12 protein-coding genes are annotated in these 12,649 nt (G+C 59.9%); 8 read left to right on the top strand and 4 right to left on the bottom strand.

Annotated elements, in window-relative coordinates:
• Nucleotides 1-27 precede the first annotated feature (27 nt).
• The 5 genes from hisS (at nucleotide 28) to EOI86_RS11345 (ending at nucleotide 5,481) form a co-directional block, all read left to right on the top strand.
• Nucleotides 28-1,272 (top strand): histidine--tRNA ligase, encoded by a 1,245-nt coding sequence (gene hisS / locus EOI86_RS11365; protein ID WP_127765334.1) that lies wholly within the window; start codon nucleotides 28-30, stop codon nucleotides 1,270-1,272.
• A gap of 19 nt (nucleotides 1,273-1,291) precedes the next feature.
• On the top strand, nucleotides 1,292-2,641 hold the full coding sequence (gene hemA / locus EOI86_RS11360) for a glutamyl-tRNA reductase (protein ID WP_161973797.1): 1,350 nt from the start codon (nucleotides 1,292-1,294) through the stop codon (nucleotides 2,639-2,641).
• On the top strand, nucleotides 2,638-3,723 hold the full coding sequence (gene prfA, locus EOI86_RS11355) for a peptide chain release factor 1 (protein ID WP_127765332.1): 1,086 nt from the start codon (nucleotides 2,638-2,640) through the stop codon (nucleotides 3,721-3,723). The genes hemA and prfA overlap by 4 nt, the downstream gene beginning before the upstream one ends.
• A gap of 25 nt (nucleotides 3,724-3,748) precedes the next feature.
• Entirely contained in the window at nucleotides 3,749-4,594 is an 846-nt protein-coding gene (gene prmC / locus EOI86_RS11350; RefSeq protein ID WP_127765331.1) for a peptide chain release factor N(5)-glutamine methyltransferase, read from the top strand.
• Between the two features lie 296 nt (nucleotides 4,595-4,890).
• Nucleotides 4,891-5,481, top strand: a complete 591-nt coding sequence (locus EOI86_RS11345; RefSeq protein ID WP_127765330.1) for a DUF4167 domain-containing protein — start codon at nucleotides 4,891-4,893, stop codon at nucleotides 5,479-5,481.
• A gap of 98 nt (nucleotides 5,482-5,579) precedes the next feature.
• Here the strand turns inward: EOI86_RS11345 and EOI86_RS11340 are convergent, their stop codons facing one another.
• Nucleotides 5,580-6,347, bottom strand: a complete 768-nt coding sequence (locus EOI86_RS11340) for an MOSC domain-containing protein (protein WP_127765329.1) — start codon at nucleotides 6,345-6,347, stop codon at nucleotides 5,580-5,582.
• Between the two features lie 114 nt (nucleotides 6,348-6,461).
• On the opposite strand from EOI86_RS11340, the gene EOI86_RS11335 reads away from it, so the two are divergent.
• From EOI86_RS11335 to EOI86_RS11325, 3 genes are read left to right on the top strand one after another with little or no spacing between them, the layout of a single operon-like run.
• Nucleotides 6,462-8,837: a Lon protease family protein gene (locus tag EOI86_RS11335; RefSeq protein WP_127765328.1), complete on the top strand. Its 2,376-nt coding sequence runs from the start codon at nucleotides 6,462-6,464 to the stop codon at nucleotides 8,835-8,837.
• A gap of 23 nt (nucleotides 8,838-8,860) precedes the next feature.
• Nucleotides 8,861-9,442 (top strand): D-sedoheptulose 7-phosphate isomerase, encoded by a 582-nt coding sequence (locus EOI86_RS11330; RefSeq protein ID WP_127765327.1) that lies wholly within the window; start codon nucleotides 8,861-8,863, stop codon nucleotides 9,440-9,442.
• Between the two features lie 58 nt (nucleotides 9,443-9,500).
• Nucleotides 9,501-10,283, top strand: a complete 783-nt coding sequence (locus tag EOI86_RS11325; protein ID WP_127765326.1) for an N-acyl homoserine lactonase family protein — start codon at nucleotides 9,501-9,503, stop codon at nucleotides 10,281-10,283.
• Nucleotides 10,284-10,317: 34 nt separating this feature from the next.
• On the opposite strand, the gene EOI86_RS11320 is transcribed toward EOI86_RS11325, so the two are convergent.
• The 3 genes from EOI86_RS11320 to EOI86_RS11310 are packed head-to-tail and all read right to left on the bottom strand — an operon-like array spanning nucleotide 10,318 to nucleotide 12,524.
• Nucleotides 10,318-11,190, bottom strand: coding sequence for an NAD(P)-dependent oxidoreductase (locus EOI86_RS11320; RefSeq protein ID WP_127765325.1), 873 nt, complete (start codon nucleotides 11,188-11,190; stop codon nucleotides 10,318-10,320).
• 2 nt (nucleotides 11,191-11,192) lie between these two features.
• The gene (locus EOI86_RS11315) at nucleotides 11,193-11,570 is read right to left on the bottom strand and encodes a carboxymuconolactone decarboxylase family protein (protein WP_127765324.1); all 378 of its coding nucleotides are present in this window, start codon (nucleotides 11,568-11,570) and stop codon (nucleotides 11,193-11,195) included.
• 54 nt (nucleotides 11,571-11,624) lie between these two features.
• The gene (locus tag EOI86_RS11310; protein WP_127766354.1) at nucleotides 11,625-12,524 is read right to left on the bottom strand and encodes a LysR family transcriptional regulator; all 900 of its coding nucleotides are present in this window, start codon (nucleotides 12,522-12,524) and stop codon (nucleotides 11,625-11,627) included.
• Nucleotides 12,525-12,649: the final 125 nt, after the last annotated feature.

Here is a 12,649-nt window from a genome sequence, read left to right as displayed (position 1 = left end):
AACCTGAAACACAGTTGGAGTAGTCGTATGGCGGCGTTACAGCCTGTCCGTGGCACGCATGACCTTTTGCCCGAAGACCATCGGCGCCACCGCCATGTCATCGACAATGCGGCCGGTGTGTCGTCGCTGTATGGCTATGAGTTCATGTCGACGCCGATCTTTGAATTTACCCAGGTGTTCAAACGCACCCTGGGCGATACGTCCGACGTCGTCACGAAGGAAATGTATACCTTTACCGACAAGGGCGGGGACGAGATCACGCTGCGGCCGGAGAACACGGCCGGCGTCTGCCGTGCCTTCATGTCCAACGGCCTCGCCCAACATGCCCCGGTCCGGTATTTCTATGGCGGGCCGATGTTCCGCTATGAACGGCCGCAGAAAGGCAGGTTGCGTCAATTCCACCAGATCGGGATCGAACTGATCGGCGCACCGCAACCCCAAGCGGATATCGAAGTGATTGCCTGCGGTGCGGCCATTCTGGACCGCCTGGGTATTCTGGGCCGGACGGAACTGGAGCTGAACACGCTGGGCGACACGGCGAGCCGGACGGAATACCGCAACGCGCTGGTCGAGTATTTTAGCGATCACAAGGATAGCCTGTCCGAAGATTCCCGCGACCGCCTGAACCGCAACCCGTTGCGCATCCTGGATTCGAAGGATGAGGGAGACCGGAAGCTGATCGTCGATGCGCCGGTCTTCTCGGACTATCTCAATCAGGAAAGTCAGGAATTCTTCGCGACGGTGCGCCAGGGATTGGACGATATCGGGATCGGCTATCGCCTGAATCCGCGTTTGGTCCGTGGGTTGGATTATTATTGTCATACGGCATTCGAATTCACGACGACGGAACTGGGATCGCAAAGCGCGGTGATGGCTGGCGGACGGTATGACGGGCTGATGGAAATGATGGGCGGGCAACCGACGCCGGGCGTGGGCTGGGCCGCTGGGATCGAACGCCTGTCGATGCTGGCGACCGAACCGGAAGGGGGCGCCCGCCCCGTCGCTTTGGTCCCGATGGGCGAAGCGGCCGAGCGGCAGATGCTGAAATTGGCCGAAACCTTGCGCCACGCGGGTGTCCAGGTGGATATGGCCTTCGGCGGTAATATGAAGAAGCGGATGAAGCGGGCCGACAAGGTCAATGCCAGCCAGGCGGTGATCCTGGGTGATGACGAGTTGGCGCGCGGTGTGGTGCAGATCAAGGACCTCGCCACCGGGGAACAGATCGAAGCCCCGATGGACGGTCTTGCCGCGCGGCTTGCGCCACCGATGTGACCGGGCGGATACTGCCCGCATGACGGATGCAGCAGGATTCCGGGAAAGCCCCCGTTACGCGGTTGTCGGCGCAAGCCATCAGACAGCCGATGCCGCGTTCCGCGACCGACTGTTCGTCGATGACGAAGGCCGCGCCGGGATGCTTGCGAAGTTGCGCGACAGCGACATCCGGCAGGCCGTGATCCTTTCCACCTGTGACCGTGTCGAATTTCATCTAGCCTTGTCCGACCCGGAACAGGGGGTGCGTATGGTTGAAGACGTGGTTGCGGAGTGCACGGGACGGCGCCGCAATGCCGTCGAGGAACAGTTATTCCGGCGCTATGACCAGGACGCGGTCCGCCATATCTTCCGTGTCGCCTGCGCGCTTGAAAGTCAGGTCGTGGGCGAAAGCCAGGTGCTGGGACAGGTAAAGCACGCCTTCGCGCAGTCGCGGGACGTGGAAATGATCGGCGCCGATTTGGACACCCTTTACCAGGCGACCTTTTCACTGGCGAAACAGGTTCGCACGGAAACCAGGATCGGCGAAGGGGCCGTAACCGTTGCGTCCGCTGCCGTTCAAATCGCCCGGGACCTGCACGGCGACCCGGCGAAGATCCGCCTTTTGGTGATCGGGTTGGGGGATACCGGCGCTCTGCTGTTGGAACAGTTTCGCCTGGCCGGCGTTCAGGAATGCGTTCTGACCGGGCCGTCGCGCCGTACAGAAAGAGCAGCGGGGCGGGCTCAATGTCATTTCACCCCTTTCGACTCCCTGCCCGATGCCTTGGCTGAGGCCGATGCCGTGATCACCGCATCAGGCTCCGGTCGGTTCCTTGTCGACAGGGCGCTTGCCGCGGGGGCCCTGCGCCAGCGCCGCGGCCTGCCCATCATCCTGTTCGATTGCGGCAGCCCGGAAGACGTGGACCCGGCGGTCGACGATCTGGACGGCGCGTTCCGATATACGTTGGCGGACCTGGAGCGCATGGCGCGGGAAGGGAAGTTCGGCCGCCACGAACAAGCCAACGATGCCGCGAGAATGGTTGACGAACGGGTGGTTAGCTTCCAGAAATCGCTGGCGGCGCAGGAAGGTGTTCCGGGGCTTGTCGCCCTTCGCCAGCATTTCGAGGACGTCAGGCGGCATGTGATAGAACATCATGCCAATGCCGATGCGGAAGAAGCCACCCGGCTGCTGATCAATCATCTTCTGCATTCACCCAGCAAAGTCCTGCGCGACGTGGCGGCGCAAGGGGGCGTGGCGGATTTGCGGGATACGATAACGGTAAACCGGGTGGTTGCGCGGCTGTTCAATCTTCGGCTGGAAGATTCCGCAGGCGGGCAATTCGATGGTGAATCCAACGGCGAAGGCCGGAAAGACGATGGGTCTGTAGAATGAGTTGGCGTGATAGGTTGCAGCGGGTAACGGCCCGGGCGCAGGAATTGTCGGACCGAATGGCGGCGGGCAATCTGGATGCCCAGGAATTCACTGCGCTTTCCAAGGAATATGCGGATATTTCCCCAATAGTTGAAAAGATTGAGGCGTTTCAATCCGCTGAGCAGGAGCGCGCCGATCTTGAAGAATTGCTGGCGGACAAGTCGACGGATGCGGAAATGCGCGAAATGGCGCGCGAGGAAGCCAACGACCTGAAAGAACGCCTGCCGGAAATCGAACATCAACTGCAATTGATGCTGTTGCCGAAGGACGAGGCCGATGCGCGCAACGTCATCATCGAAATCAGGGCCGGAACGGGCGGCGATGAGGCCGCGTTGTTCGCCGGCGACCTTTACCGGATGTATCAGAAATACGCGGCGCTGAACGGCTGGCGCATGGAAGCCATCGATATCAGTGAAAACGATATCGGCGGGTACAGTCAGATCGTCGCGTCGATCAGCGGTGGCGATGTCTATGCCCGCATGAAGTACGAATCCGGCGTCCATCGGGTGCAGCGGGTTCCGGTCACGGAAAGCGGCGGCCGTATCCATACCTCCGCTGCGACGGTGGCGGTTCTGCCGGAAGCGGAAGAGGTCGATATCCACATCGACGAGAAGGACCTGCGCGTCGATACCTATCGGTCCCAAGGGGCGGGCGGTCAGCACGTCAACACGACGGACAGTGCGGTCCGCATCACCCATATGCCGTCCGGGATCGTCGTGCAGTGCCAGGACGAGAAATCCCAGCACAAGAACCGCGCGAAGGCGATGAAGGTGTTGATGGCCAGGCTTTATGAGCATGAGCGCGAACGGCAGGAGTCGGAGCGCGCCGCGGACCGGAAAGGCCAGGTCGGCTCAGGCGACCGTTCCGAACGCATCCGCACCTATAACTTCCCGCAAGGCCGCGTTACCGACCACCGCATCAATCTCACGCTGTACAAGCTGGACAAGGTCTTGGAAGGCGAGGCGCTGGACGAAGTGCTGGACGCGCTGATCCTGGAAGAACAATCCGCGCGATTGGCCGCCTTGTCGGAAGATGCGGCGTGATCTGCCGGCATAGTGGAGCCCGGACGTGACGACGGTCGACGGTTTTTTGGCGGATGCCGCCCGTCTTCTAAAGGAAGCCGGCAATCAGGATCCAAGACGTGAAGCACGCCTGCTGCTGGCTTTCACTGAAGGGGTTTCTGGTGAAACGCTTGTCGCTTATCCCGAAAGGGAACTGTCCAATTCGGATCGGGCATGGACAGCGATTAAGCGGCGTGCCTCGGGTGAACCGGTGTCCCGTATTGTCGGGCGGCGGGGCTTCTGGAAAGACGACTTCCTGATCGGTCCCGATACGCTCGATCCCCGCCCGGATACGGAAACAGTTATCGAAGAAGCGCTGGACCTGTTGCCGGACCGCGCGCATGTCGAGCGGATACTAGACCTCGGCGTTGGCAGCGGCTGCCTGCTGCTGTCCTTGTTACGGGAATTTCCCGCCGCACATGGGGTCGGTGTGGATATCAGCGATGGGGCGGTGGATGCGACCTTGTCCAATGCCCAGGAATTCGGGTTGGACGACCGGGTGCAAGCCTTTGTGGGAAACTGGTTCGCAGGCGTGACGGGCCGATTCGACCTGATCGTTTCAAACCCACCTTATATTAAAAGCGGCGATATACAGGCGCTCGACCGGGAAGTTCGGGATCATGACCCTATGCGGGCCTTGGATGGCGGTGCGGATGGGTTGGAATGCTACCGGGCGATTATCCCTGCGGCGAAAGACGCGCTGAAACCGGGTGGTTTTCTGGCCCTGGAGGTCGGCGCGCGCCAAGCTTCCGAGGTCTCGTCCTTCTGCGTGAGGGAGGGGTTTTCGCGTATCCGGGTACGCCAAGACCTCGCTGGGATCGAACGTTGTATTTCCGCGCAATGGCCCGGATAGACGCAGATGCAAAAAACGCTTGGAAATACGGGCTTCGGCGGCTAGGTTGAAGGTGTTCCGGACATTGAGAAGAGCATCGATTGCAGTTGCCTGCAGCCGTGGATGATGTGCTCCCGATGTTTACCGGGCCTCCGTCATTAGGACGAAGGAACGGATCGGTCTGATCTCCTAACAAGGATTTTGGCTAGCCGTTCCGATGGTAGGGCAGATGCGGAAAGATTCCGTGGCCCGAGGGGAGTGCCCACGTGACGTGAGTCACGGTGCGCATGGTGCATCACTATCTTGCGAAGAAGAGCATGAGACCGAACAATCAATCGCAGGGCCAGAAGCGTGGCCGCAATCGTAATAACAACAACAACAATCGGCGTGGCGGTGGCGGCAGTCATCGGCAGACATTCGATTCGAATGGCCCCAGCGTGCGGATTCGTGGCACGGCGGCGCAGATCAATGAAAAGTATCTGACCATGGCGCGCGATGCGACGTCTGCCGGCGACCGTGTCCTCGCGGAAAGTTATTTTCAGCATGCCGAGCATTATTTCCGAATCCTGAATCAGGACGCGGAAGCCCGTCAGGCCCGCATGGCGAAAATGCAGGCGGAAGCCGAGGCCGATGCGGATGAAGACGAAAACGAATCGGAAGCCGCGGTTGAAGTGACCGTTACCAGCGGCGCAAGCAACGAAAATGCCGAGGATGAAGAGTCCTCGAAAGAAGAGACGGAGAGCCGCGGAAACGGACGCGCGCGGAAGGCCGAACCGGCCGAAGCCGCTGCCGAAGAGGGCGAGCAACCGGCAAAACGCGCACCGCAGCGCCGCCGCCGTGCGCCGCGCGCCAAGGTGCCGAATTCGCCGGCCGAATTGGCTGCTGCCGCGGAAAACGCTGCCGATTGACGGCGTCGCGGACTGCAAAAGAATACGAAGAAGGGGAAGCTTAAAAGCTTCCCCTTTTTTCTTTGTCTCGGTTGTCTTGGTAGCGGTGGGGCGCGGCTTCAGGCCGGTTCTGTAATCGTGTCGCCCGTCGAAATCGTGCCGCCGCTTTTCACCTTTGCATAGACGCCGCAATTGGTATGGCCGAACCCTTTGCGCAGTGTCAGGGGAATGTTCAGGTCGCGTTGCCCCGTGGCTGGGTCCACATTGGTGGCGGCGCATCGGCCAATCGGCTCCAGCACCTGCAGGACAACGCCGTTGCCGATCGAAATATCCTGACCGACCCAACTTGTTTCCCGCCAGGCGGGAAGGCCTTCCACGTAAAGATTGCCGCGAAACCGCATGGGGTCGACCGGCTCCCGCACGACGCGTTCGATATCCTTGACCGTCGCGAGATTGATGATCGAGATAAAATTGCTCGGTACGTCTGAGAAGCTTTTGCCTTCCGGCGATTCGACGATCACCGGCTTGCCGCGCGGACCGTCCGGCATGAAGGCCGCGAGGAAGGTTTGAAGCACGTTTCGGCCGGTTTGACTGGTCAAAACACCGCGGCTGACGGACCGACCCTTGCGAGTGATCATAAGGTCCGCCGTTTCCTCGTCGAACTCGATTCCCAACTGGGCCAATTTCTCATCGCGCGCCAGCATCAGGAATTCGTTCTTCTGTGCCCAATCGGGCTGTGCCTTATCGACGCGGCTGGATGCATGGGCCAGCGCGAAACGTCGGTCGAACGGAATCACCTCACCCGCCGCAACCGTAACGGAGGAGGGATGATCGGCCGCCAAGCCCTTGACGGGATAGCGGCAAATATCGGCAATCGTGATTGTCATGCGCGCACAGTATACGCAGCATCCCAATTCGAAAAGGCTGCGATTTGCCGGTTTTCCGGGGCCTTGTATAAAGGCTAAGCTGTCGAAAATAACTGATATCAGGTGGGGGTGTTCATGGCGTCGCGCGAGTTGCCGGCGGAACAAGTTGGTATTCCGAAATTCGACCCGAACGGCACCGCCACAGGGACGCTGTTCGAGCTGTCGAGCCACGAGCGCGCACGAGAGGCGTTGGAGACCGGCCTGACCCTTGATGCGCCCGGTTTCAATATTTTCGTCGTCGGCGAAGACCGTAGCGGCCGGATGACCCAGACATTGGCTTTCCTGACGGAATTTCTGAAGGACAAACCCGTTCCCGACGATTGGGTTTATCTGAATAATTTTCGCCGCAGCCATCGGCCCAAACCGGTCCGCCTGCCGCCAGGGGTCGGGCGTGCCTTCCGCGACGCCATGGCCCGCACAATCCCCAATCTACGTGACGCGTTGGTACAGGCCTTTGGCGGTGAGGAATTCACCACCGCCATGGAAAGGGCCGGCAAGGAAGTCCACGACAAAATCGAAGAAGAGGTCGATGCCCTTCGCCAGGACGCGCGGGAACACGGTTTGACGATCCTGCAGACCTCCAATGGGCTGATGGTCGCGGCGCTCGATGAGGAAGAGAAACCCATCGGCATCGACAAACTGCCGGAAGACCGCCGGGTCGCGGTGCAGGAAGAAGCGCAGCGGATCGGGTCCATTCTGGGGGACATTCTTCGCCGCGCCGCGGTGATGCAGGGCGAATTGGCGGAAAATATTCAACAGCTGCGCCGCCAGGCGGCCGACCATGCGGTTGGCGCGATGTTGGAGGGGTTGCATACGGAATTCAGCAAATATGGCGGACTGAACCGTTGGCTGATCACGTTGCGGGAAGACATCCTCGACAATCTGGCCCTGTTCTTTCCGCAACAGCCGGCTATGCCGGGGGTGCCCGTCGAACAGAGGGAGCCGCCGGAACGTCGATACATGGTAAACCTGCTTGTGGACCATGGCGACGACAAGGAATGTCTACCTGTCCTGGAAGCCAATCCATTCTATGAGAATTTGTTCGGCAGAATCGAGTACCGGTCGACCGGCGGTTATCTGGATACGGATTTTACTTTGATCCGCGCGGGCGCCCTGCATAAGGCGAATGGCAGCATCCTGGTGCTAAGGGCGGAGGCAATCGGGATACACCCCATTAGTTGGTCCTTCCTGAAAGGCGCCTTGCGGGACAGTGAAATCCGCATAGAGGAACAGCATCGGCAAGGCGGCGTTCAGATCACCGGGTCACCCAACCCGAAACCGATCCCACTGGATGTGAAGGTGGTGATTGTCGGGGCGCCTCGGTGGTATTACGCGTTCTTTTCAATCGACCCGGAATTTAGAACTCATTTCAAGGTGAAGGCGGATATCGATCCCGATATGGACGCCACGGACCAGAACCTGGCGGCCCTGTCTTCCGTCATTCGGGAAACGGCAATGCGTGTCGGTGCGTCCGCGATAGAGGACGAAGCCGTGCAGCGGCTGTTGGGGCAATCTTCACGCTGGGCGGGTGACCGCACCAAGATCACCGCACAGGCGGAAATCGTCGAGGACGTTTTGACGGAAGCGGTGCATCTCGCTTCCCGCGCCGACGGTGTGATTACATCCGACTTGCTGAAAAAGGCTGTTGCGCGCCGCCGCCGCCGCAACGCGCGGGTGGAAGACAGGCTGCAGGAACAGGTTCACCGCAAGACGATCATGATCGACACCGACGGCGCGGTCGTCGGGCAGGTCAATGGTCTGACGGTCCGGGATGTCGGCGATCATACCTTTGGCAGTGCATCGCGCATTACGGCCCGCGCCAGTATCGGGCGGCGCGGCGTCATCAATATCGAACGTGACGTCGAAATGTCGGGCCCGATCCAGCAGAAGGGGGCGATGGTTCTGCACGGATACCTGACAGGGGTGTTCGCACGGACCAGGCCGGTCTCGTTCAATTGCTCCATCACCTTCGAACAGAATTACGGCGGGGTGGAAGGGGACAGTGCTTCCCTGGCGGAGTTGATCGCCATCATCTCCGACCTTTCCGACCTGCCTGCCCGTCAAGATCTTGCCATCACCGGATCGGTCAACCAGCGCGGCATGGCCCAGGCAATTGGTGGGGCGCATCATAAAATCGAAGGCTTCTACCGCACCTGCAAGGAAAACGGCCTAACGGGCAAGCAGGGCGTCGTGATCCCGCGTGCCAATGAGCGCAATCTGGTCTTGCGATCCGAGGTCGGTGAAGCCGTTGCCGATGGCACGTTCCATATCTATAGCGTGGATACGATCGAGGATGCGCTAGCCTTGTTCCTCGGCATGCCGGTCGGTGTCCGCGCGGTGGATGGGACCTATCCCGCCGAGACCGTTTATGGCCGGGTGCAGGCGACCCTTGCTGAATTTGACCGCATACTTGTACGGAGTCGGCACGATCAATCCGACGCCGCCGACTGACTTTCACTTGCCGGAGTGCCAATGTGACTGAGAAGCCCGACTTTTACGATTCAGAGTTTGATGAGCATTTTGCCGTCGCGGCTGCGACGCGCGATGCGGTGCGTTCCGAATTTACCGAATTATTGGAATGTAGCCTGAAAGCAACACAAGCTGGCGGAAAAATTCTGTTGTTCGGCAATGGGGGCAGTGCCGGGGATGCGCAGCACATCGCGACCGAATTGACCGTACGCTATGTGCAGGACCGCGCACCGATTGCGGCCATAGCGCTGACCACCGACACTTCGGCCCTGACGGCGATCGGCAACGATATGGGGTTCGATGCCTTGTTTGCGCGGCAGATCGCCGCCCTAGGTCGTCCGGGCGACCTTGCCATCGGAATATCCACATCGGGCCGCAGCCCGAATGTCATTGAAGGATTGAAGACCGCGAAGGCGATGGGACTTCAGGCGGCAGGTCTGTCCGGCCGGGATGGGGGCGGCATGGTCGGCTTGGCGACACCGTTGCTGATCGTCCCGTCGAATACGACCGCGCGCATTCAAGAGATGCACATTACGCTGGGCCAAATGCTGTGTGGTGCGCTTGAAAAGGAACTGGGGTTGATCTGACTTGTGCTCGGACGCGCGCCGGAACGAGAATAAAAAAGTTTGGAGGAAGGTTTGGGCCATGACCGATTTGTATGAAGTTTACGCGATCCAGTATGGCGCACTGGGAGAACGGATGGCGTCGGACATGATGGAAGGTGGCGATCCCCATGAAGGGCCGTTGTCGATCAGCTACTACGTCTGGCTTTGTGTCGGCCGGGACAGGACCTTCCTGGTCGATATCGGAATCAGCCCGCCGGTCGGAAAGCGTCGGCAACGCACGATTCTGCGCACGCCCATGGAAGGGCTTCAATTGATGGGGGTCGACCCGGCGTCGATCCAGGACATCATCATCACCCATATGCACTACGACCATGTCGGAAACTTCGACGGTTTCCCCAATGCCAGGTTCCATCTTCAGGATTCGGAAATGGCCTATACGACCGGCCGCCACATGCTGGACGAGCGCAAGCGTCACTTCTTCGAGCCCGATGAGGTCTGCGCCATGGTGCGAAACATCTATGGCAATCGCGTGGTCTTCCATGATGGGGACGATGAATTGGCGCCGGGCCTTAGTGTTCATCACCTGGGCGGTCACACCGCCGGCCTTCAATGCGTGCGGGTGAATACGCGCCGCGGTTGGGTGGTGCTGGCCTCGGATGCGGCGCATCTCTATGCGCATCTGGAACGCCGGATGGTTTTCCCGAACTATTTCGACCCGCAGGCCGTGCTCGCCGGATACGACAGGGTGGCGGAACTCGCCGACAGTTGGGATCACATCATTCCCGGTCACGATCCGAAAGTGATGGAAAACTATCCCGCGAAATCACCGGACCTGGAAGGGATCGTCGTCCGCTTGGACTGATCCCTTTCCAGGAAACTGCCGCAGTTAGCCCTAATCAGGATTTTGGCTTGTCGACCACGGCTGTATGGTCCGCATCCGGTCCGATCTTCTCCAGCGCGTCTGCCCAATAGGCAAGGCAGGATTCCGCGAAGGGAATGTCCTGGCCCGTCGCCTTGCCCACGGCAACCGCGGTGGCGATGTCCTTCGTCATCAGGCCAAGTGAAAAGCCGGATGCGTAGGTTTTTGGGATGACGTGCTGTTTCAACTTCTTTTCGGTCGTGTTGTTGCGACCGGTAGAGACATTCAGGATGTCGGCCATATGGTTCGGGTCCAGGCCGAAAGCTTCACCCATGCGAAGGGCTTCGATCGCCGCGACCGCACCGGCCGCGGAAACATAATTGTTCAGCGCCTTCATCGCATGCCCACAACCCAGCGCGCCGGTCCGGAACAATTGGCCGCCCATTGTGGAGAGAAGCGCTTCGCATTCGTCGATCACAGCGGGATCGCCGCCGATCATGATCGAAAGGGTCCCGTTTTCCGCGCCCTTTACACCGCCGGAAACGGGCGCGTCGATAAATTTCAGGCCACGGGATTCCATTTCCGTGCCCAGCGCCCGCGTTCCGTTCGGGTCCGACGAACTCATATCGATTACGATCGTTCCCGCACCCGCCGCATCGGCCAAGCCACCGTCGATCAGCAAGGCGCGCACGGCCTTCCCGTCCGGCACCATGGTGATGATGACATCGCAGTCACGCGCCAGCGTTACCGTATCGGGGGCAGCGGTCGCGCCGGTTGCGGCTGCGACATCGCGTTTCGTGTCTTCATTCAGGTCGAAGACGGTCAATGGATAGCCCGCCCGGGCGATGTTGGCGGCCATCGGCGCGCCCATCTTGCCTAGGCCGATCAGGCCGACATGATATTTGGTCATCCTTAGACGCCCATCTCGTCGAATACTTCCTGGGCTATCTTGAAGGCTTCCAGCGCCGCGGGGACGCCGCAATAGGTCCCGATCTGAAGGAAAATCTCGCGCATTTCATCCTTGGTCACACCGTTGTTTACAGCGCCGCGGCAATGAACTTTGAACTCGTTCGGCCGGTTCAGCGCACTCAACATGGACAGGTTGATGATGCTGCGTGTTTTCCGGTCCAGGCCTTCCCGATTCCAGCAGTCGTTCCAGCAATAGGTTGTGACATATTCCTGGAAAGCCATGGTGAAGTCGGTCGCTTTGCCAAGCGATTTCTCGACATATTCGTCGCCCAGAACGGCTTTGCGGGTCTCGAGTCCTTTGTCGAATTTCTCCTGGTCCATGGTATTCCTCCTTAGAAAAGCGTGTTTTTGGTTTTTCCGGTCTGGTCGCGCTGGTCAGCGTTCCGACAGGCCTTCTTCCTGGATCTTCCTCAGAAGGAAGTCCCTGAAAACGGTGATGCGCTGCGAATGGCGCAGCTCTTCCGGGTAGACGAAATAGGTCTTTGTTTGCGGCCCATCCACATCGGGCAGGACGCGTTCCAGATTGGGCGCCGTCCGCGCCATATATTCGGGCACCGATGCGATGCCGAGACCGGTCCGCGCCGCCCTGAAAATCCCGTATGAATTGTTGATTCGCAGGATTGGCCGCCTTGGTTCCTGCGGATTGGCGCCAAGCGACAGCAGCCAGTTCATGCTGGCCACCGGCAGCGGCGTATCCTCGCCAAAGACGATCAGGTCGTGATCGCCCAGGTCTTCGGGTGTCTGCGGCCGTCCGCGCCGGTCGAGATATTCCGTCGTGGCCCAGAGGGTCGATCTGACATTCATCAGGGGGCGTTGGATAAGGTCCGGTTGGCGTGGTTCCTTCATGCGAATGGCCACGTCCGCCTTCCGCATGCCGAGGTCGACTTCCTCATCCGTCAGGAACAGGGTCACGTCCACATCCGGGTAAAGCGCGATGAATTCCTTCATATGCATGGTCAGCCAGGTCGATCCGAACCCGATCGTGGTCGTGACCTTCAGCGGTCCCGTGGGCCGGTCCTGGCTTTCCGCCAGCTGCGCCTGCGCCATCGACAGCTTGTGGAAAACGTCCTTTACCGTCTGATACAGCAATTCGCCCTGTTCGGTCAGGATCAAGCCGCGCGCATGGCGGTGAAACAGCGGTGCCTTGACGCTTTCCTCCAAGGCGCTGATCTGCCGGCTGACGGCGGATTGTGACAGATTCAACGTGTCACCGGCATGCGTGAAGCTGCCCGCTTCCGCGACGGCGTGAAAGACACGAAGCTTGTCCCAGTCCATCGGCATGATGTCCGCTCCAACTCGGGTAATGGTGTTTGAGGTTTCTCCCCCAGCGGGCATTCCGATAGGAATGCCGTCCCGGTGTTTAAACTTTAGGGGCTAGAATCGGGAACCGCCAGCGCAAC

The sequence above is a fragment of the Hwanghaeella grinnelliae genome (assembly GCF_004005845.1).
GTDB classification, from domain to species: Bacteria; Pseudomonadota; Alphaproteobacteria; order UBA8366; family Aestuariispiraceae; genus Hwanghaeella; species Hwanghaeella grinnelliae.
This window is presented reverse-complemented; position numbering and strand designations above follow the sequence as displayed.

Bases quoted from the DNA above. Each gene is read 5' to 3' on its own strand.
- hisS (WP_127765334.1), top strand. From the start codon at position 28: ATGGCGGCGTTACAGCCTGTCCGTGGCACGCATGACCTTTTGCCCGAA.
- hemA (WP_161973797.1), top strand. From the start codon at position 1,292: ATGACGGATGCAGCAGGATTCCGGGAAAGCCCCCGTTACGCGGTTGTC.
- prfA (WP_127765332.1), top strand. From the start codon at position 2,638: ATGAGTTGGCGTGATAGGTTGCAGCGGGTAACGGCCCGGGCGCAGGAA.
- EOI86_RS11345 (WP_127765330.1), top strand. From the start codon at position 4,891: ATGAGACCGAACAATCAATCGCAGGGCCAGAAGCGTGGCCGCAATCGT.
- EOI86_RS11340 (WP_127765329.1), bottom strand. From the start codon at position 6,347: ATGACAATCACGATTGCCGATATTTGCCGCTATCCCGTCAAGGGCTTG.
- EOI86_RS11335 (WP_127765328.1), top strand. From the start codon at position 6,462: ATGGCGTCGCGCGAGTTGCCGGCGGAACAAGTTGGTATTCCGAAATTC.
- EOI86_RS11325 (WP_127765326.1), top strand. From the start codon at position 9,501: ATGACCGATTTGTATGAAGTTTACGCGATCCAGTATGGCGCACTGGGA.
- EOI86_RS11320 (WP_127765325.1), bottom strand. From the start codon at position 11,190: ATGACCAAATATCATGTCGGCCTGATCGGCCTAGGCAAGATGGGCGCG.
- EOI86_RS11315 (WP_127765324.1), bottom strand. From the start codon at position 11,570: ATGGACCAGGAGAAATTCGACAAAGGACTCGAGACCCGCAAAGCCGTT.
- EOI86_RS11310 (WP_127766354.1), bottom strand. From the start codon at position 12,524: ATGGACTGGGACAAGCTTCGTGTCTTTCACGCCGTCGCGGAAGCGGGC.